The sequence below is a fragment of the Vibrio tarriae genome (assembly GCF_002216685.1).
In the GTDB taxonomy this organism is placed as follows: Bacteria; Pseudomonadota; Gammaproteobacteria; order Enterobacterales; family Vibrionaceae; genus Vibrio; species Vibrio tarriae.
In genome coordinates this window covers 41,276-61,869 of record NZ_CP022352.1, presented here as the reverse complement: position 1 = coordinate 61,869, position 20,594 = coordinate 41,276, and the positions used below count along the sequence as shown (strand labels likewise).

The 20,594-nt window shown below is 46.9% G+C and carries 16 protein-coding genes and 1 pseudogene; 5 read left to right on the top strand and 12 right to left on the bottom strand.

The features are described from left to right. Positions 1 to 191 precede the first annotated feature (191 nt). Positions 192 to 3,467 carry a hypothetical protein gene (locus CEQ48_RS00305; protein ID WP_089069846.1) on the top strand — a complete coding sequence of 1,092 codons (3,276 nt, stop codon included), beginning with the start codon at positions 192 to 194 and terminating at the stop codon, positions 3,465 to 3,467. 338 nt (positions 3,468 to 3,805) lie between these two features. Here the strand turns inward: CEQ48_RS00305 and CEQ48_RS00300 are convergent, their stop codons facing one another. The 3 genes from CEQ48_RS00300 to tal all read right to left on the bottom strand — a co-directional run bounded on the left by CEQ48_RS00300 (position 3,806) and on the right by tal (position 7,542). Further along, a complete protein-coding gene (locus tag CEQ48_RS00300) occupies positions 3,806 to 4,318 on the bottom strand; it encodes an RNA methyltransferase (protein WP_089069845.1) in 513 nt (170 codons plus the stop codon). Positions 4,319 to 4,500: 182 nt separating this feature from the next. After that, entirely contained in the window at positions 4,501 to 6,495 is a 1,995-nt protein-coding gene (gene tkt, locus CEQ48_RS00295; protein ID WP_198301102.1) for a transketolase, read from the bottom strand. A gap of 96 nt (positions 6,496 to 6,591) precedes the next feature. After that, entirely contained in the window at positions 6,592 to 7,542 is a 951-nt protein-coding gene (gene tal, locus CEQ48_RS00290) for a transaldolase (protein ID WP_000066347.1), read from the bottom strand. 618 nt (positions 7,543 to 8,160) lie between these two features. Between tal and CEQ48_RS00280 the strand changes: the two genes are divergently transcribed. Together CEQ48_RS00280 and CEQ48_RS00275 are read left to right on the top strand one after the other, a co-directional pair. Continuing rightward, complete coding sequence (locus tag CEQ48_RS00280) at positions 8,161 to 9,153, top strand: sugar-binding transcriptional regulator (RefSeq protein ID WP_055027760.1); 993 nt, start codon at positions 8,161 to 8,163, stop codon at positions 9,151 to 9,153. 123 nt (positions 9,154 to 9,276) lie between these two features. Next, complete coding sequence (locus CEQ48_RS00275) at positions 9,277 to 10,572, top strand: glycoside hydrolase family 18 protein (protein ID WP_089069843.1); 1,296 nt, start codon at positions 9,277 to 9,279, stop codon at positions 10,570 to 10,572. A 69-nt stretch (positions 10,573 to 10,641) separates the two neighbouring features. Here the strand turns inward: CEQ48_RS00275 and CEQ48_RS00270 are convergent, their stop codons facing one another. From CEQ48_RS00270 to moeA, 4 genes and pseudogenes are all read right to left on the bottom strand, one after another. Then, a complete protein-coding gene (locus tag CEQ48_RS00270; protein ID WP_089069842.1) occupies positions 10,642 to 11,472 on the bottom strand; it encodes a sulfurtransferase in 831 nt (276 codons plus the stop codon). A 21-nt stretch (positions 11,473 to 11,493) separates the two neighbouring features. Continuing rightward, positions 11,494 to 11,862 (bottom strand): VOC family protein, encoded by a 369-nt coding sequence (locus CEQ48_RS00265; RefSeq protein WP_089069841.1) that lies wholly within the window; start codon positions 11,860 to 11,862, stop codon positions 11,494 to 11,496. Positions 11,863 to 12,015: 153 nt separating this feature from the next. Next, positions 12,016 to 12,774 carry a molybdopterin-synthase adenylyltransferase MoeB gene (moeB, locus tag CEQ48_RS00260; protein ID WP_198301126.1) on the bottom strand — a complete coding sequence of 253 codons (759 nt, stop codon included), beginning with the start codon at positions 12,772 to 12,774 and terminating at the stop codon, positions 12,016 to 12,018. Positions 12,775 to 12,782: 8 nt separating this feature from the next. After that, a pseudogene (gene moeA, locus CEQ48_RS00255) lies at positions 12,783 to 14,019 on the bottom strand (molybdopterin molybdotransferase MoeA). 151 nt (positions 14,020 to 14,170) lie between these two features. Between moeA and folE the strand changes: the two are divergent. Beyond that, a complete protein-coding gene (gene folE / locus CEQ48_RS00250) occupies positions 14,171 to 14,824 on the top strand; it encodes a GTP cyclohydrolase I FolE (protein WP_000016195.1) in 654 nt (217 codons plus the stop codon). A 76-nt stretch (positions 14,825 to 14,900) separates the two neighbouring features. Here folE and msrB read toward each other — a convergent pair whose 3' ends face one another. The 5 genes from msrB to CEQ48_RS00225 all read right to left on the bottom strand — a co-directional run bounded on the left by msrB (position 14,901) and on the right by CEQ48_RS00225 (position 19,666). After that, on the bottom strand, positions 14,901 to 16,037 hold the full coding sequence (gene msrB / locus CEQ48_RS00245) for a peptide-methionine (R)-S-oxide reductase MsrB (protein ID WP_198301101.1): 1,137 nt from the start codon (positions 16,035 to 16,037) through the stop codon (positions 14,901 to 14,903). A gap of 138 nt (positions 16,038 to 16,175) precedes the next feature. Further along, positions 16,176 to 17,924 (bottom strand): formate--tetrahydrofolate ligase, encoded by a 1,749-nt coding sequence (locus CEQ48_RS00240; protein WP_089070538.1) that lies wholly within the window; start codon positions 17,922 to 17,924, stop codon positions 16,176 to 16,178. Positions 17,925 to 18,155: 231 nt separating this feature from the next. Continuing rightward, on the bottom strand, positions 18,156 to 18,566 hold the full coding sequence (mscL, locus tag CEQ48_RS00235; protein WP_089069838.1) for a large-conductance mechanosensitive channel protein MscL: 411 nt from the start codon (positions 18,564 to 18,566) through the stop codon (positions 18,156 to 18,158). Positions 18,567 to 18,834: 268 nt separating this feature from the next. Then, complete coding sequence (elbB, locus tag CEQ48_RS00230) at positions 18,835 to 19,485, bottom strand: isoprenoid biosynthesis glyoxalase ElbB (protein ID WP_089069837.1); 651 nt, start codon at positions 19,483 to 19,485, stop codon at positions 18,835 to 18,837. A 4-nt stretch (positions 19,486 to 19,489) separates the two neighbouring features. Continuing rightward, positions 19,490 to 19,666 carry a hypothetical protein gene (locus tag CEQ48_RS00225; RefSeq protein ID WP_181710949.1) on the bottom strand — a complete coding sequence of 59 codons (177 nt, stop codon included), beginning with the start codon at positions 19,664 to 19,666 and terminating at the stop codon, positions 19,490 to 19,492. 200 nt (positions 19,667 to 19,866) lie between these two features. Between CEQ48_RS00225 and yjjG the strand changes: the two genes are divergently transcribed. Next, positions 19,867 to 20,541, top strand: a complete 675-nt coding sequence (yjjG, locus tag CEQ48_RS00220) for a pyrimidine 5'-nucleotidase (RefSeq protein WP_089069835.1) — start codon at positions 19,867 to 19,869, stop codon at positions 20,539 to 20,541. Positions 20,542 to 20,594: the final 53 nt, after the last annotated feature.

Here is a 20,594-nt window from a genome sequence, read left to right as displayed (position 1 = left end):
AGCGTTCATTTTGGTATTTGACTTATTTTTCCTTATGTCAAAGCTCTAGCTATACGGCCAAATTTGCTCAGCCAGTACAACCACTACACACTAATCAATTCAAAGAGACGCATATCATTGATTAACAGCCGATTTATAGTAAAGTAGTTGCACTTAAAAAAGAACGAGCTAGCTCCTGGGGGGGCATCTAAGTGTTTGTTAGTATTGAGAAGCTGTTAAATTCACTTCAGCATCATGTAGATAAAAACATTGATGAAACGCTCTACCAAAATAAGGCGTTCCTCTCAAGTAAATGGAACCTTTTAGAGCACAACATATTACGTTGGTCTCAAAGGCATAGTTATTACACCTTTCTCACCTTCGTCTTAGCTAGTTTACTTGTAGCCAATTTATTGCTTTGGAAAGAAGAATTAACTCCATTTGCTATCGAGTATTTTCCTAACTGGAGAAGACTAATCGACTGGCAAGGTGGTTTTCTTGCTGGTCAGTTAACCATTGTCGGTGTTGTATATCCACTTGTTATTGGTTTGATTGGTGTACTTTTTCAGAATAAGTCAGCTAAGAAGACATTGTTTCCTATTTATCAGCTGTACTCTGGCTTCATGTTTGCTGGTTTAAGTGGATTGTTTTTGTCCATCTTTATAATTGTGGGCTACTTCCTCAGCGCTAGTATGGATCAGTCAACTTATCTAGCGATTTGCATAACTACCGCGTTATGGTTGACATTTAATGTTTTATTAACGAGTTGGTTTTTTACAGCTACATTCTTGATGTTAGATGAAACGAAACGTGACAGGATAGTTGTTCGATTCACTATTCATGAACTATGTGAGACTGATATTAGGCACAGGATTCATGAATTATTACTACAAAACTCAGTAAGAAATAATGTTCTGGCTAACCCAGATGAGGGCGTACTCAAAGTAAGCACCTATAAGTTCTCTGATGATAAATACAATGAAATTATGGTTCCGTCACCAGATCCAATTCGAGTAACTAACGTCTACTTTTCAATCATCAATGCGATAATTCATTACCAAGTTAAGAAGCTCAAAGTGCTTCGCTGGCTTAATCGCCAGAGTTTGGTGAAGAGGCTAGTTTCGAAAAAAGGTTTTAGCTGGCTCCATTTAGATTTAAATGCTGAACCAGAATTTGTACTACAACCTATTTGGACTAATGAAAATGAAACAGGTCTAGTAATTGTTAGGTATTCTGGCTTCGATCTGAGTTGGCTATCTAAGATGTTGATTAAATTAAGCTTTACAATCAAGAAAAACAAAGATAATGATGAAAGAAGCCTAACTTCCATGATGATAGGCTTAGTTGGCTCAGCTAATGATTCGATTCGAGAAAAGAACATAGGAGAATTTAAATACGCTTTAGACAACATCGTGAAATGGCATATAGAGATTGCTTCTGCCTTAAGCTTTATTAACGATAATAAAGAAGACGATAATTGGCTTTTGTTGCCAACTACCAATTTTTTCAGTAGGAGCTATCTCGATGAAATTTTGACAGAATATTATCAAATTGCTAAATCTTCTGTCGAACTAATTCCTGAAAATATTGAATTCTTTGACGAAGTCATTTATTTGCATAAACGACTGTTTTCACGGCGGGAAAAACTGGTTAAGCGTGAAGGCTTTTTATTGATCCAAGGTAGTTACTTTACTTGGTCATTATTGATGGAATGGCGTTCATATAGTTCTTCCTCGTCAGATATGCGCGTAGCAAATAAATATGAAGACGTACTTTTTGATTTTGTTGGGTCGTGGGAGTCTTGGCTGGATTATATTGAACCGAGACGTAAACGGCTTGATAGCCTAACTGAGTCACTACCATTGTTCCTTACCCATTTAGAGTTTACAGCGCATACCGCGATAACAGCTTTGAGGTATAACAATGACGAGGCTGCTGGATGGGGTGTTGACATGCTGAACAATTGGTGTGAAAAGCTTTCAGTTAGAGATTATGGTCATGGACTAGAAGAATATAGATGGCACTCTGAATTAGTGACTCATGATATGTTGCTTAAAAGCTTAGATGACAAAAATTGGATTGTGATCTTAAATGGTCATCAGTTTAACCTTAAATCAGCTTTTAATATTGCATTTGAGAATGCAGCGTTTGACCTTAGAGTTATTACTGCTTGTTACATGTTGCTAAAACCGAACTTAAATGATAATGAAAGAATAAGACAATACATTAAAGCGTTACTTTCTAACGCTGCAATTCACCCAACAGGTGCAATTGGTCGAAGAACTAAGTCTATATCCAACGCTAGTGACGTAGTTGGAACGTATATTAGGCATAGGGATTATCCCAATTATGGAAGCGGTAGCTACGGCTCATGGATTTCAAAAGTACTTGAGTCCTTTGGGCGAGTTAATGAAAAGAGAAGAGTATCGGGTCGTATCTATTCAGGTTGGGGACGCAACGACGCTCAAAGTATGAATATTGCTTATGTTGAGATAGCCGTTTCCTTTTCAAATAGCCAATGGCAACTGGGACGTAAATGGTTCGATATTATTTTTTCGGATGCATTTCGCTATCAAGACCAACAATCCCTTGTTCGTGACTTACAAGAGTGGCTTAGATTGGTTGACGAAATCAAAGACCCATTCCTCATCTCTAAAGAACAATTTGATAGTAACCTAGATAACTTTAAAACTTCAATTCAACAAGTTATTGACCAACTAAACCAACGACAGAATCAGTTAGTTGCAGAGGCAGATATTGACGAAGATCTGCTAACTAAATTTGGCATAGCTTGTTCCAAGGCTTTTATGGGCGAAGACGCGAACTTCGAGTTTCCTATAAATTTATTTAAATCGGTTGGTTTTAACGGCAATCCTGTGGAGGAAACCTTGTATAAATTAAATATACAGGGATATCCTAAAGAAAATATTGCTAAAAACATTGAAGCCAATAGAGCTGTCAACGAGGAAAGTTGGCTTAAAGAATCAACCAGAAATAATGTTGAAGTAAATATTCTAAGAAAGCTATTGCAGTACAAAACTTCTGATTCAAAAGTCTATACCAATGCAGAAAACAACATTTTCGACATTTCTAACTTAACCAAAGATATTACAAATCCAGTGTTGTTTTCAGGAAGCTCAGAGTTGAATCAATTACTTCGAGAAGCAAGATACAAACCAGAAATAGCTAATAAGTTTGATATCTCCTTTATTGATGGCTTCGGGAATAACTATATCTGTAATCTGGGTGATATCATTGTATATAGTCTTCATTTTTCGGACGTAAACTTTAGTTTACTGACAACTAGAGATTTATTCGAATCAATCGTATTTGGCAAGGTTATGGATAATCAATTTGTAGAAGTAAATTATGTGCCATCTCAAAATGAAAATGTCGGTGAATTGTCGATAAATTATTGGATGAAAGTGGATTTAGTGGAAGAGCTACCTTGTATTAAAACTGAAATAAAGAGCATAGATAAAGAGTGATACTATAAACAGGTAGTGAAGTGTGTGCGTAACAGAAATTATGGTTGCTCGACTTACTTTTAGTAATCTCTATCTGGTGAGATAGAGCAAATAATCTAGCTCATCTTTGTCCATAAACGCGTTATCCATTCACGTTCAGCCACAAAATCCAAATGACCACAAATCCAGTTCCCTCCCCTTCTAGGGGAGGGTTAGGGTGGGGTATTTTAGTTATCGCTGACCTAAAAATCGCACACAGTTGAGTAAGGCTGGCGTGGAATACCCCTCCCATCCTCCCCCAAAAAGGGGGAGGGGCACGAAGTATTTTCGCTATTTCTAACGTAAAGAGTGAATGCGGTTTAGCTTTTCACCTTCAACCGATTTTTATTATCTCGATTGGCGATTACTTGTGCTTGATCGTCAATCTCACCGAGGCTTTTGGCTAAACGGTCATACAGCACTACATTGACGGTGGCGGCGAGGTTCATACAGCCGTGGGTGGGTACGTAAACCACATGATGCGCTTGATCGACCACTTCTTGCGGCAGCGAACCATCTTCGGGGCCAAACAGATAAATCGCTTGTTCTGGATGGGTAAAGTGAGGCAGCGCAGTTGCACCTACCGCCAGCTCGACACAGACGATTTTGACTTTGCTATCCAATCCCGCGGTGAGATCGTCCATCTCTACTAATCCAATACGTTCATGGCTACTTTGAGTATCGGTCTGAAATTTCACGGCGCGAGCATAACGTGTACCGTTGTAACGCACTTGAGTGGCGTTGTAGCAGCCAGCAGCACGCATTACTGCGCCGACGTTGGTTGGGCTTTTCGGGTTGTGCAATCCAATAATTACGGTGGAAGAGGTGGTCATTGCGGTGGTTCTACTTCTGTGTTGCTTTGATTTGAGCTTGGCTCACGAATGGCGCGATTGTCGCTCTAACACGAGAGAAAAGCCAGTTGATTGTCCGGCTTGCTTTAGTGAAAACAAAAATCCCGCCGCAGCGGGATTTTTTATCGTCTATTTTTCTTTGCTTCACAAAGAATGGCTTTCAATTACGCCAGCAGTTCTTTGGCTTGTTTCACTACGTTTTCAGTCGTGAAACCAAACAGCTTGAACAGCTCACCCGCTGGTGCGGATTCGCCGAAGCTGGTCATGCCGATGATGCGACCACCAAAGCCGACGTACTTGTACCAGAAGTCAGCAATTCCCGCTTCAAGCGCGATACGCTTGGTGACTGCCGCTGGCAGTACAGCTTCACGGTAAGCGGCATCTTGCTTATCAAACGCGTCGGTTGATGGCATAGAGACCACACGCACCGCTTTGCCTTCAGCGCTCAGTTGCTCGTAAGCGGCAACTGCGAGTTCCACTTCAGAGCCAGTCGCAATCAGGATAAGCTCAGGTTGGCCTGCGCAATCTTTCAGGATGTAACCGCCTTTGGCGATGTTCGCGACTTGCTCAGCACTGCGTGGTTGCTGCGCGAGGTTTTGACGCGAGAAAATCAGCGCAGATGGCGCGTCTTTACGCTCAATCGCCAGTTTCCAAGCCACTGCCGATTCCACTTGGTCACATGGACGCCATGTGCTCATGTTTGGCGTCATACGCAGAGAAGCGATTTGCTCAACCGGTTGGTGGGTTGGACCATCTTCACCCAGACCAATCGAGTCATGCGTGTACACTTGGATGTTTTGCACTTTCATCAGTGCCGCCATACGCATCGCATTACGCGCGTATTCCATGAACATCAGGAAGGTTGCACCGTAAGGCACAAAGCCACCGTGCAGCGCGATACCATTGATGATGGCCGTCATACCAAACTCACGCACACCGTAGTGGAGGTAGTTACCTGAGAAGTCTTCTGCCGTCAGTGACTTAGAGCCAGACCACATGGTGAGGTTAGAAGGCGCTAGGTCAGCTGAGCCGCCCATAAATTCTGGCAGCAGTTTGCCGAACGCTTCCAGCGCATTTTGTGATGCTTTACGCGATGCGATGTTGGCAGGATTGGCTTGCAGATTGGCGATAATTTCGCTGGTTGCTGCTTCCCAATTCGCTGGCAGCTCGCCCGCTACGCGGCGTTTGTATTCTGCAGCTTCGGCTGGGTAAGCTTTCGCGTAAGCCGCGAATTTTTCATCCCAAGCGGCTTCTTTGTTTGCGCCTGCTTGTTTTGCATCCCACGCTGCGTAGATGTCCGCAGGGATTTCAAACGGAGCGTATTCCCAACCCAAGAATTCACGTGCAGCTTTGATTTCATCGTTGCCCAGAGGCGCGCCGTGACAATCGTGTGAGCCCGCTTTGTTTGGTGAGCCGAAACCGATGATGGTTTTGGTACAAATCAGCGTTGGGCGAGAGGTTTCTGCTTTCGCGGCTTCAATCGCAGCGTTAATCGCATCTGCATCGTGACCATCAACCGCTGGGATCACATGCCAGCCGTACGCTTCAAAACGTTTTGGTGTGTCGTCTGAGAACCAGCCTTCCACGTGACCGTCGATAGAAATACCGTTGTCATCCCAGAACGCAATCAGTTTGCCAAGGCCAAGTGTGCCCGCCAGTGAACACGCTTCGTGCGAAATGCCTTCCATCAAACAGCCGTCACCCATGAACACATAAGTGAAGTGGTCAACGATGTCGTGACCCGGTTTGTTGAACTGCGCCGCCAGAGCTTTTTCAGCAATCGCCATACCTACGGCATTGGTGATGCCTTGGCCTAGTGGGCCAGTGGTGGTTTCGATGCCCGGTGCGTAACCGTACTCTGGGTGACCCGGTGTTTTGGAATGCAGTTGACGGAAGTTTTTCAAATCGTCAATCGACAGCTCATAACCGCTCAGGTGCAGCAGCGAGTAAATCAGCATAGAGCCGTGGCCGTTAGACAGCACAAAGCGGTCGCGGTCAGCCCAGTTTGGGTTTTGTGGGTTGTGGTTTAAGTGTGAACGCCACAGCACTTCGGCGATATCCGCCATGCCCATTGGGGCTCCCGGGTGGCCAGAGTTAGCTTTTTGAACACCGTCCATGCTCAGGGCGCGGATAGCATTGGCAAGTTGTTTGCGGTTCATAGTTTTACTCATTTCAAGAAATTGCGTTGAACAGGGTGAGTTCAACAAAAATAAAAAGCAGAAAGAAGCGAGCCGGAGCTCGCTTCAAAATCAGGATTACAGCTTAGCCGCGATCATTGCTTCCAGTTTGCCTTGGTCAACCGCGAAGTTACGGATGCCTTCAGCCAGCTTCTCAACGGCCATAGCGTCTAGGTTGTGTTCCCACAGGAATTCGCTGTGCGTCATTGGAGCAGGGCGAGCTTTAGAGCCTTTTGAGTCAACCAGTTTTGCAACCAATTCGCCTTCAGCCGCTTCAAGCTCAGCCAGTAGCGAAGGTGCGATAGTCAGGCGGTCACAGCCAGCCAGTTCTAGGATCTCGCCGATGTTACGGAAGCTTGCACCCATCACGACAGTTTTGTAGCCGTGCTCTTTGTAGTAGTTGTAGATCTTGGTGACTGACAGTACGCCTGGATCTTCGCTTGCTGCGAAATCACGGCCTTCTTTAGCTTTGTACCAGTCCATGATACGGCCAACGAATGGAGAGATCAGGAACACGCCTGCTTCAGCACACGCACGCGCTTGTGCGAAAGAGAACAGCAGAGTCAGGTTACAGTTGATGCCTTCTTTTTCAAGAATTTCCGCCGCGCGGATACCTTCCCAAGTAGAAGCCAGTTTGATCAGGATACGATCGTTGCTGATGCCCGCATCGTTGTACATTTTTACTAGCTGACGTGCTTTCGCTACGCTGCGCTCGGTGTCGTAAGAAAGACGCGCGTCAACTTCAGTCGAAATACGACCCGGAATGGTTTTTAGGATTTCTTTACCGATGTTGACCGCCAGCATGTCACAAGTGTCTTGTACTTGTTGTGCTTTGTCGTTGCTTTGAGTTTTTGCGTAGGCGATAGCTTGATCAATCAGAGGCGCGTATTCAGCAATCTGCGCAGCTTTTAGAATCAGAGAAGGGTTAGTGGTCGCGTCTTCTGGCTGGTATTTTTTGATCGCATCAATTTCACCAGTGTCGGCCACGACTGTGGTCAGTTTACGAAGTTGCGCTAATTTATTGCTCATTTCGATCGTCCTATTTCGTTGGGCTTATCTGCCGATGAGGGTCAGATAGGGCAAGCAGTTGAATGACTCAATAACTTTATTCCCCTTCCTACTTGAAGCTGCAGCGGTGTTGGCTACGTTCGTTCACCCCAATCACATAGTGCATCTATGCTCATGGGGATGAACTCACTTGCCGCCTACCTGCAACTCCAAGTCGTTTGGGTAGATTTAGAGAGTGCGAGTCAGTAAATGCAAAATTTTCAGCGCCCGAACTTTTGCTCTGAACATTTGCTCGTTCGCTGAGTAAATGATGGAGCCATATTTATCCTATCTGTCGGGAAAGTCAATTCAACAACCCGGTTTATGACGCGTTGAGCGGAGTTTTTTTTTCGCCTTCGCAGCCCTTGTTGTCATTAAATCGTTTGCTCAAATTTGAGGTGAACGGAAGTACCTCGATCTTAGTTTCTTATCTTGAGTGAGAAAATGTTATGACCAAGATCATTTGCTCACTCCTGAAAGATGAGTAACATAGCGCGCATTCTTGTTTTGAACGCGAACTGTGTTTAGAACGCAACGCTGGTTTATAAACCATGTTTCGTGGGACGGATAAAAAGCCGCTGCCACAGAAAGGATAGCATCATGAGCCAAATTCCAGAGATTTCGGTTGAAAGTACCGACCTGCTGACTGAAATCGCCGTCTCTTATTATCAAGATGGCGCAACGCAGGAAGAGATTTCCAAAAAATACGCCATTTCACGCGCCAAAGTAGGGCGATTGCTCAAACAAGCCCGTGATGAGGGGATTGTTGAAATCACTGTGAAATACCATCCGGTGTTTAGTGCCAAAATCGAGCAACGTTTGATCGAACGTTTTGGTGTACGCCGCGCCCTGATTGCGCTCGATCAGCCCAATGATGAAGCGCAGCGCCAGCAAGTCGCGGGGTTGGTGTCCAACTATCTCACCAGTACGCTCAAAAACGGCATGGTAATGACGGTTGGACAAGGGCGTAATGTGTCGGCCGTAGCGCATCATGTCGGGGTGATCACGCCGCGAGATTGCAAATTTGTGTGTAGCATCGGCGGCATTCACCCGCGCGGCGGTATGTTTAACGCCGACCACATTTGTCGCCAGCTTGCTAAAAAATACGGCGGAAGTTCGGAAACCTTGTACGCGCCGGCCTACGCAGAAAACCCGGAGCAGAAACGGGTATTCATGCAAAACAGCACGGTGAAGCAAACGCTCGATCTCGCCCGTAAAGCGGATATCGCACTGGTCGGTATTGGGGATATGAGTGAAAACAGCTACATGGTTGACCTTGGCTGGTTTACGCCGGAAGAAGTGGTGCAATCACGCTTGAATCAAGGTGTGGTCGGGGATTTTGCCGGGCATGATTTTTTTGATGTGCATGGGCGCATCGCCAATACCGTGATGAATGATCGCGTGATTGGCTTGGGGATTGATGAGTTCCGCCCAATTGCCGAAGTGATCGCAATTGCCGCAGAAAACAGTAAACCGCTTGCTCTTTTAGGCGCACTGCGCACCGGTGCGATTGATGTGATCGCGACGAGTGTAAGTAACGCTTTGACGGTACTCAACTTAGATGAGCAGATGCAAACGGCATTAAGTTCATAAGGTTGAATGAAATCGATGAAAAAGTGAGCCAGTTTTTAACACTGGCTCGCAAGAGTCGCATGTTTTTTAGTCAAGCCTACGTAAATTTGCTGTATTGGAGGCAGTGAAACGGAGGCTCTAAATATGAAAAAAACAGTCATTGCTACCGCATTATTTACTGCATTATGCAGCCATGCGGTGCTCGCCAACCAACCGGTGGTCGCGGGGTATTTTGCCGATTGGCAATATGCCAACACTGCCAATCCCTACGTTGTAAAAGATATTCCTGCCGAGAACCTGACTCATGTGATCTACGCGTTTTTGAGTATGTGTGGCCCACACACCGGTGCAAATGAAACCGTACAAAAACTGGTGGCCGAGCAGTGTAAAGGCAAACCTGATTTCACCGCCATTGTGGTGGATACGGAAGCGGCGTTGGAGAAAGACTTTGGCGCAGTCAAAGTGAAGGTGCCTTATAAAGGCCACTTTGCTCAGTTAGCACAGTTGAAAGCCGATCATCCACAGTTGAAAATTTTGCCTTCCTTTGGTGGCTGGACCATGTCAGAGCCATTCCACGCAATGGCGAAAGATCCTAAATCGGTCGAGCAGTTTGCAAAGACAGCGGCACAGCTAATCACGCAGTACGATTTCTTTGATGGTGTGGATCTCGATTGGGAATATCCCGGTGGCGGTGGTTTAACCACCTCACCTTGGAACCCTGAAACCAAGCTTAGCGACGAGCAAATGGCCACAGAAAAAGCCGCATTCACCCACTTAGTGAAAACTCTGCGTGCGGAATTGGATGCGTTAGGCAAAACTAAACAGCGTGAATATGAGCTTTCCACTGCGGTCGGTGTTGGCTCAAAAGCGGCGCAAATTGACTGGCCAGCCGCTGCACCGTATTTAACCAATATGTTTGCTATGACCTACGATTACCTTGGCGGATGGGGTCAACAAACGGGACACGTTACCAATTTGCACGCCACCGAACGTAGTTGGTGGGGAATGGGCTCGGATGTTTTTATCAATCAGATGATCGAGCTCGGCATTCCACGTGAAAAATTGGTGATTGGTGCAGCTTATTACGGTCGTGGCTGGCAAGGTACCAAAGATTATGACGGTGGTTTGCCCACTGCGGAGCTAAGCTCCGAGCAGGGAGCACAGTTTGGTACCACAGAAAATGGTTACTTCATGTATTGGGATTTAATGAAGAACTACACTGCGCAACAAGGCTATCAATATCATTATGACGAAGCCTCACACGCACCGTATCTGTGGAACCCAGAGAAGAAAGTCTTCATCAGTTTTGAAGATGAACGCTCGGTAGCGGCGAAAGCCAAATGGGCGAAAGAGCAAAAACTCGGTGGTATTTTCACGTGGGAACTCTCTGGCGATCCTTCCGGTAAGCTAACTCAAACCATGTTTGAATCGATCAAATAATCTTGCTGGGCACAAAATAAAGGCCACTGAAGTGGCCTTTACTCTTTCTAATGTTTGAAGGTTTAGACATTACTCAATCGGCAGATCTTGCCGTTGTCCCCATTCCGTCCACGAACCATCGTAAACAGAGAGGTTTTGATAGCCGCACACATACGCCGCGAGCAGCACAATACATGCAGTGACGCCTGAGCCGCAGCTAAACAGATATTCTTGGGCTGTCTCGGGCAGCATATGAGTCAGCAGCGGGCGTAATTCGGCTTCCTCTTTCAGCTTGTGACCGTCGATGAGCTCTGCAAAAGGCAAGCAGGATGAACCGGGAATATGCCCACTGCGCACGCCGGGGCGAGGTTCTGGCACTTCACCGAAAAAGCGCGCTAATCCACGAGCATCAATGGTTTGGCTGTGCGGATTAGCGATCTGTTTGTGAACATAACTCGCATCAACAAAGGCTTGTGGGTTGAGTTTGCCGGCAAAGTTGCCTTTTGCGCTAGGTTCACGATAGTTTTGAGTGACGTTGTAACCCTGAGCTTTCCATTCGGTTAAACCACCATTGAGGGTATACACCTTGTGGTGTCCCATGGCTTTGAACATCCACCATGCTCGGGGAGAGGCAAACGTGCCGCTGTTGTCGTACACCACAATAAAGGAATCTTGGTTGAGACCCAGTTCGCGAGCGAGAGTGTTAAAGCGCTCCTCAGAAGGCATCATATGCGGCAAGAGCGAATCTGGGTCACAAAAAACTTTGTCGTAATCAAAGCGCTGCGCATTAGGGATCTTGTTGACCCAATCTTTTTCAGATTCGGTCGGAATTTGAAACTCGATACTGCTATCGAGGATCACCAAATTGGGGTCGTGCAGATGTTGTTGCAGCCATTGCGCCGTGACGAGTGGGGAGGTCATTGTTATTCCTTATTTTTGTGATTACCCAATACGTTGACCAATACGCCACAGAACATCACTCGGGTCAACTAAACAAAACTCCAACATGCCCCAAGGCTGAGTGACGAGGTCAGTCACTTTGCTTTCAAAACGCTCTTCCAATTGCAACGTTTTGACCTGATCGAACCAACTTTGTGCATCTTCCACTAACAGATGCATCATAGTATTCCCTTGATGGGGGCGCTGATGGGTGTTTTTCAGCAAAAATGCGCATTTGCCTAAACGCAAATAAGCCACATCACCAAATTCTGAAACCACTTCAAAACCGAGGGATAAGTAAAACTGTTTGGAGGCGGTGAAGTCCTGAGCAGGAACGAAAGATTTAATTTCCAAAACGTTGAGATTGGACATAGCGACTCTCCTTAATACATCAACTGAGATAACTGTAGCGGCCTTTATGATGTTGAACTAGCGAGCCAGCCACAGATTTGGCGGCAGAGGAATGGCAACACCCCAAAATTGGAGCACTGCCACACTCTATCTGTTCTCAAACCGTTATTTCAGTCATTCAGATGTATGGCAAACCGGACACTGAGGAAGTTTCATCAGGTTCATTTCACGCCATGACATGTTCATCGCGTCAAGAATCAATATCTTACCTTGCTTAGGTGTCCCCAAACCGGTCAACACCTTAATGGCTTCCATCGCCTGAACAGCACCAATAATGCCTACCACTGGAGCCATTATGCCCGCTTCAACACAACTGAGTGCCGATGAGCCGAATAGGGCGCTTAAGCATTGATAGCAAGGCTGCGCGGGATCTTGATACGTAAACACGCTCACTTGGCCTTCCATGCGAATCGCCGCTCCGGAAACCAGCGGTGTTTTGTGTTTAAAGCAGAGGCGATTGAGCTGGTTACGTGTGCCCACATTATCGCAAGCGTCCAGTACCAGATCGTGGCGTGCGATCAGCGCATCCAATTCGTCATCACTCAAACGCGCTTGGATCGTCTCAACCTGAAGATGAGGATTGAGTAGATGCAGCGAATCGGCCGCTGAATCCACTTTTGCACGGCCAATATCCGCATCATGGTGTAGCACTTGACGTTGGAGGTTAGAGAGCTCCACCACATCATCATCAATCAATGTGATGTGACCGACCCCCGCCGTCGCTAGGTATTGGCTACTCGCGCAGCCCAAACCACCCGCACCGAGGATCAGCACCGAGCTCTGCTTTAGTTTCTCTTGTCCTTCAAAATCAAACGCTTTGAGAATGATCTGTCGGTTGTAACGCAGCATTTCTGCATCGCTGAGAATATCCACCATCACTCCTAGTACAGGGTTGGGTTAAACAGTTGGATTTGAACCGTTTCGCCGACTTTCACACGGCCACGTTCACGCTCAAGCACCACAAAGCAGTTAGCCAAGCTCATTGAGCGGAATGCGCCAGAGCTTTGGTTACCGGTGCTTTCCACCACGAATTGACCATTTTCAATGCGGTAAATGCCGCGTTGGAAATCCGTCCGTCCCGGTGCTTTTTTAAAGGGGCTACGCGTGATCGCCGGGATCGATTCCGGGGCTTGCCAAGCGCTGTGTCCCGCCAATTTGGCAAGCATAGGTTGCACCAGCACGTACATGGTCAGCACCGCGGAAACCGGGTTGCCCGGCAGGCCGCAGAACCAAGCATCCTGCAATGCACCAAATGCAAAAGGTTTACCCGGTTTGATCGCCAGTTTCCAAAAACCGATTTCACCCAGCTCTTCCAAAATATCTTTGGTGTAATCGGCTTCACCCACGCTGACGCCACCGGAGGTGACCACCACATCTGCCAAGCTTTGTGCTTGCTCAAACGTGGCTTTCAGAGTGGTAGGGCAATCTGGCACGATGCCGAGATCAATCGCTTCGCAGCCGAAGTTTTCAATCAAGGGTTTAATGCCGTAGCGATTGCTGTCGTAAATTTGTCCGGCTTGCAGCGGTTCACCGAGTGGTTTGAGCTCATCTCCGGTGGAGAAAAACGCGACTTTCGGTTTGCGATAGACGGTGACATGGCTAATGCCGAGAGTCGCAATCATCGGGATATCACGTGCGGTTAAGCGTGCACCGCGTTCCAGCACCACATCGTTTTGGCGAATGTCATCACCGGTTGGGCGGATATTGCCATTGAGTTTGACCTCATGCTGGCAGAACACCACACCCTCTTCGGTGATGCTCGCTTGCTCTTGCATGATCACCGCATCACAACCGGCAGGGATTTGTGCACCCGTCATAATGCGCACGCAGGTCATTGGTGGCCATTCTTCTGTAAAGGGTTGACCAGCAAACGATTTTCCTGCAACGGGCAGCGGTTTTTTGCTGCGCAAGTTCAGCGCGACGGACGGCATAACCATCCATCGCTGAGTTATCAAACGGTGGCACATGAATGGGCGATAAGATCGCCTCGGCGAGCACATAGCCGAGCGCCTCAGGCAGAGGCAAACGTAAAGTGGTTTGCACGGGTTGAATGCGTGACAGCATTTTCTCAAGTGCATCTTCAATCGGCATTAAGCCGGGAGCATCGCAACAGCCCATCGGGAATGTCCTATGTTGTTGTTCTTTTGCGGCAAACTGTAGCACAGAATCCTTCTGTGATGCAGAATCCACGTGAATTTTGGGGTGTAATTGTCGCTAAATCCGAGTATTCTTGTCAGCCATCCGAAAGGGGTATTTAAGAGGTAGAGGAATGTCAGGTCTTAGCGAATCCGCGAAGTTGGTGAAAGATGCGCTAGAGCGCCGAGGGTTGGAAACACCAATGCAGCCCAACTTGGCGACACCAGCAGAGAAAAAGGAAAAAATCGAACAGCATATGCGTGAGATCCTCAACCTGCTCGGACTGGACTTAACGGATGACAGTTTGGAAGAAACCCCACAACGCATCGCTAAGATGTATGTGGATGAGATTTTCTCAGGGTTGGATTATGCCAACTTCCCCAAGATCACCGTTATCGAAAACAAGATGAAAGTGAGCGAGATGGTTAAAGTGAAAGACATCACACTGACCAGTACTTGTGAACACCACTTAGTCACCATCGATGGCACGGCAGCGGTGGCATATATTCCGCGCGGCAAAATCATCGGCTTATCGAAAATTAACCGTATTGTGCGCTTTTTTGCCCAGCGTCCGCAGGTGCAAGAGCGTATGACGCAGCAGATCTTAGTTGCGCTGCAAACGTTGCTTGAGTCGGATGATGTGGCAGTCACCATCGATGCGACTCACTATTGCGTGAAATCTCGCGGCGTGATGGACGCGACCAGCGTCACCACAACAACCGCTTTGGGGGGGATTTTTAAATCTAACCCTGCGACGCGTGCGGAATTCCTACACGGTTTGCGTTAATTCATTCTCTTAAAAGTGAATATGAATCAGCCCTCAAATTGAGGGCTGATTGCTTTTCGGGGATTGGTATAGCTAATTATTTGAATAGAGCTAAATATTCACCGTAGCCTTGCGCTGCCATCTCTTGCTTGGGGATGAAACGCATCGCGGCGGAGTTCATGCAATAGCGCAAACCGGTTGGAGCAGGGCCATCGTTAAACACATGGCCGAGATGTGAATCGGCAAAGCGGCTACGCACTTCGGTACGCGTGTAGAACAGGCTATTGTCATCTTTAGTGACAATGTAACTCGAGTTGAGCGGTTGAGTGAAACTCGGCCAACCAGTTTTGGAATCGTACTTGTCGGTGGAAGAGAACAGCGGTTCACCCGAGACGATATCGACATAAATCCCTTCTTCTTTGTTATCCCAATACTCGTTATCAAACGGACGCTCTGTGCCGTCGCGTTGAGTCACCTTGTATTGCAAGCTAGTCAGTTTGGCGCGGATCTGCTCATCTGATGGGCGGACATAAGCTTTGACATTCGCTTGCCCATTTTTCTCATCAATCCACTGGCGAAGGGTTTTCGGATGCGTGTTACGGTCAGCGCCGAAAATCTCATCTAAATACTGATCGCGTCCTGATGCGTGGCGATAGTAGCTATAGCGAACTTTGCTCTTTTTGTAGTAGTCCTGATGATAGTCTTCTGCTGGCCAGAACTTTTTAAACTCAATCAACTCGGTTTTGAGTGGCTTTTTGAATATGCCGAGCTGATCAATCTCCATCATAAAACGTTTAGCGACTTCAAGTTGCTCGGCGTTATGATAGAAAATCGCCGGGCGATATTGTTCACCTCTATCCACAAACGAGCCTTGATCATCGGTTGGATCGATGTGTCGGAAGAAGTTATCCAGCACTTGTTCATAAGTGACGATCTTCGGGTCAAATGTCACTTGAATGACTTCGATGTGTCCTGTTTTACCCGATGAGACTTGCTTATAAGTCGGGTTATCGACATCTCCACCGGCATAACCTGAAATCACATCCACGACACCGGAAAGTTTCTCCATATCCGATTCTGTACACCAGAAGCAGCCACCAGCCAATGTCGCTTGCTGGTAATTGGCTGAAGCTGAGGCGATGGTACTTGGTTTGGTGTCAGCTTGGCTAAACAGAGAAAGGGTGAGTGCCAGCAAGGCGAAAAGTGGCGCTCCCCAAGTAAAGAGTCGTTTCATGAGCATTTCCTTTGTGTTCTTTACAGAGTTATAGAAAAAGAACGACAAAGCGGATCAGAAATTTCATTGCAAGAACGACTTTTATTTGAAAATGACGCCGTGAAGCAAGTGACAACACGGCGCGAATAAGAAATGCGATTAACTGAGGCCGATAATATTGCCGTTGTGATCCAAATCAAGTGACATAAAGGACGGTTTTTCCGGGAGCCCCGGCATGGTCATCACACTGCCACACAGGGCGTAGACAAACTCTGCACCTGCACATAAACGTAGCTCGCGGATTGGCACGATAAAATCACGCGGCGCGCCTTTAACGGCGGGATCGGTAGATATCGACAGCGGTGTTTTTGCCAAACAAACCGCAAGATGATCAAAGCCTTGAGCTTGCAGTTTGGCTAATTGCTGCGCTGCTTTATCACTCAGGTCAATGTCGGCTGCACCATAACCTTTCATTGCCACGGCTTTGAGTTTTTCATCCAATGGCATGTCTGAATGGTAGAGCGGAGTGAATTTCGCTGGATGTTGACACTGCTCAACCACTTTTTCGGCAAGGAGTTGGGTGCCTTCACCACCTTTGGCAAAGCCTTCAGAAATGGCTACCGATACGCGATTGGGCAGGGCTTCAATCAGTTTAACCAGTTGCTCTAGCTCTTCGGAACAATCTTGTGGGAAGCGGTTAATCGCCACCACGGCAGGAACGCCATACTGGTTAACGTTATCAATATGCCATTTCAGGTTGGCAAAACCGGCTTGTAAAGCGGCGCTGTCTGGCGCGAATAAGGTATTAGGTACGGCTTGACCGGGACGTAAATCGTACTGGCCTGAATTGGCTTTTAAGCCGCGTAAGGTGGCGACAATCACTGCACAGTCTGGTGTTTTACCAGATGCTTTGGCTTTGATGTTGCACGCTTTCTCAAATCCCATATCGGAGCCAAAACCACCTTCGGTCACCGTGTAGTCCGCCAAACGGGTGGCGATTTCATCAGCAATGATCGATGAATTACCGTGCGCGATGTTGGCAAATGGGCCTGCGTGAATCAGCGTTGGTACGCCTTCTAAAGTCTGCATTAAGGTCGGCTCAATGGCTTCTTTCATGCTGACGGCCATTGCGCCGGCCACTTTCAGATCTTCGGTGGTGACCGGATTACCGTCTAAATCATAAGCCAACACCACATTACCGATGCGGCGACGCAAATCGCGTAGATCGGAGGCGAGAGCCAGAATCGCCATCAATTCGGAGGCGGCAGAGATATCAAACCCATCTTCGCGTTCATAACCATTAATGTTTTTTCCGGGTTCATTGCGGCCAACCATCACCATGCGCAGCGCACGATCGTTATGATCCATCACGCGTTTCCACACCACTTGTTTAGGGTCAATGCGCAGCGCTTGCATGCCGGTGCGGCGCTCAAAATCTGCATAGCCGAGGCGTTGCTCGTGATAAATTCGTGAATCAATCGCTGCCGCCGCAAGGTTATGCGCCGCCGTCACGGCGTGAATATCACCGGTTAAATGCAGATTCAGCTCTTCCATCGGCGCAACTTGTGAATAACCGCCGCCCGCCGCGCCGCCTTTTACCCCAAAAATCGGTCCCATTGAAGGCTGGCGAATGCAAGCCATCACTGAATGATGAAGTTTGGCTAACCCCTGCGCCAAACCGATCGTGGTGACCGTTTTGCCTTCACCCAATGGCGTTGGGGTAATCGCGGTGACCAGAATAAATTTGCCTTTAGGCCTACTGGCTAATCGATTTAGACAGTGCAGTGACACTTTGGCTTTATGCAGTCCGTGGCTTTCGTACTCATTCGCGAGCAATCCCGCTTTTTGAGCAATGGTGTCGATAGACGCTAATGGTGTAGCGCGGCAAATTTCAATATCTGGCAGCATAAAACCCTCATCGTAAGTGGTTAAAATGGTGAGGCAAACGTTTGCGCGCAAATCATAGCGATAAATTGTGGCTTGTAAAGATTCTTGTGGAGTGAATTCTGCGAGCGAGTGGGATTTTAGCGAATTGCTGATTTTGATCAATTGAAGCACACGGTTTTTACTGCTTTTTACCCCATGATGATTGAAAAGGCGCTCAACCAAGCGCCTTACAAAGAGGGTTACCGTGCAGCATTATTTATCTTGCTGAGATTTCAGCAAGTCACGAATCTCTGAGAGTAATTCTTGATCTTTAGTCGGTACAGGTGGGGCTTTCGGTGCCTCTTCTTCCTTGCGCTTTAAGCTATTGATTGCTTTTAAACCCATGAAAATAGCGAAAGCGATAATCGTAAAATCGACCACGGTTTGAATAAATTTACCGTAGGCAATCACGACGGCAGGGGCATCACCTTGTGCGGCAAGTAACACGAAACTTAGATCGCTAAAATTCACACCGCCTAAAATAATACCGATTGGCGGCATAATGATGTCTGCTACAAAAGATGACACTATTTTGCCAAACGCTGCACCAATAATGATACCGACTGCCATGTCGATCACATTGCCACGAGATGCAAAAGCCTTGAACTCTTTGAGTAAGCTCATTGGGTTTTCTCCAAAATTTGGATTAAAAGTTAAAGTTAAAAGGGTAACGGTATCAGGAGAACCAAACGGTCTTTTGCTGCCTGTTACGTTATCAAGGTTATATTGGCTTCAAGATTATGGCAATTAGGCCATTTGTAATTTCTATAAAACTATCATTATTAATGTGTCAGTTTTATTTCTGGAACAAATTAGTATTATTTGTTGGTCTGAAAATTAAAACAAATGCCCACATAAAGTGGGCATGGTTGTTGATTGAGTTAGTAAAACACTAAGCCAGTTGCAGTAGGCGCTCAACCAATTTTTCGATACCGGAAGCGGCTTGGGAAATATTCTCCGCCAACATGTAAGCGGGAGTGGAAAGCACTTTGTGCCTTTCATCAAATACAATACCTTCCACTGGACAGTCTACATGCTGTCCACCTAACTGATTAAACGCAGTCGCGGTGCCGTGATCGTTGCCAATCGTACCTTGCGCCGCTTCGCCATAAATCATCGGTATGATGGTTGGGGCAATACAGATATAACCCGCAGGTTTTTGCGCATCCGCAAAAGCAAGGCAAGCGGCAGCTACATCAGGGTTGATACTGCATTGTGCGCCTTTCACCGCAAAGTCGGTGAGATTTTTCGCGGCTCCAAACCCACCCGGTAGCAAAAGTGCATCAAATTCATTCACATTGAGTGTGGCTACATCTTGGATTTTTCCGCGCGCAATGCGGGCAGATTCCACCAACACATTGCGTGTTTCTGGCATCTCTTCACCCGTGAGGTGGTTAATGACATGCATCTGTTCCACATTCGGCGCAAAGCAGTGCCAACTGGCTCCTTGTTTCTCGATGGCATGCAGCGCAAGCACCGATTCGTGGATCTCTGCTCCATCGAAAACTCCACAGCCACTGAGAATAACCGCGACTTTCTTCATGACATTAATCCTCCATAGATTGCTTATGCGCCTTAGACGTGTCGGTGAGATGGTCTTTAGCTATCGAGGAAGGAGTGTCATGCTCCGCGCCATCTTCTGCCGCTGAATACTCTTCCTGCTCGGGGTAATGTTTGACCACAAACGGGATCAACATCACTGCTGACGGGAAAAAACGCTTCATAACCACTCCTTCTGCCGTTCAATGTATCGCTTCACGGCTCTTTATAAAAAGAAATGTCGGGCTACTTTTTGCGCTAAGTCACCGAATCTGTCAGTTGACGGAAATAAATTACATATTTGCTGGCGGTTTAACAAAATGATAACCATGTTCATTCACAGCGAAAAACACTACACTGTCGGCTTGATTTTAAGGAGATCATCATGAAGTACGATTGGATCTTATTTGACGCTGACGAGACCTTGTTTCATTTCGATGCTTTTAAAGGAATGCAGCTGATGTTCGCGCGGAAAGGCGTGGAGTTTACCGAACAAGATTTTCACCAATACCAAGAAGTGAATAAACCGCTGTGGGTGGATTACCAAAATGGTGATATCACTGCCGCGCAATTGAAACATACGCGCTTTTCGGGCTGGGCTGAAAAGCTCAATACCACCACTGCCGAGCTTAATAGCGCATTTTTGCAAGCCATGGCGGATATTTGCACCTTGCTACCGGGCGCAATGGAGTTGATGCAGGCGCTACAAGGTAAAGCGCGTTTGGGCATTATCACCAACGGTTTTACTGAACTACAAGATGTACGATTGGCCAAAACCGGCATGACCGACTTTTTTGACCACATTGTGATTTCCGAGGAAGTTGGGATTGCTAAACCCGATGCTGGCATTTTTGCCCACGCGTTAGAGCGTATGGGAAACCCTGCTAAAAGCCGAGTGCTGATGGTCGGGGATAATCCACATTCTGACATTCTTGGTGGCTTGAATTTTGGCATCGAAACTTGCTGGCTCAATGTGCATCAGCACCCGAAACCAGAAGGCATTACGCCACATTATGAAGTCGCTTCACTGCATGAGCTGAGAGAAATTTTGTTGGCGTAATGCCATGAATAAGCGAGGCGCTCCTGGTGCAAAGTGAACCACTTTGCACCGGA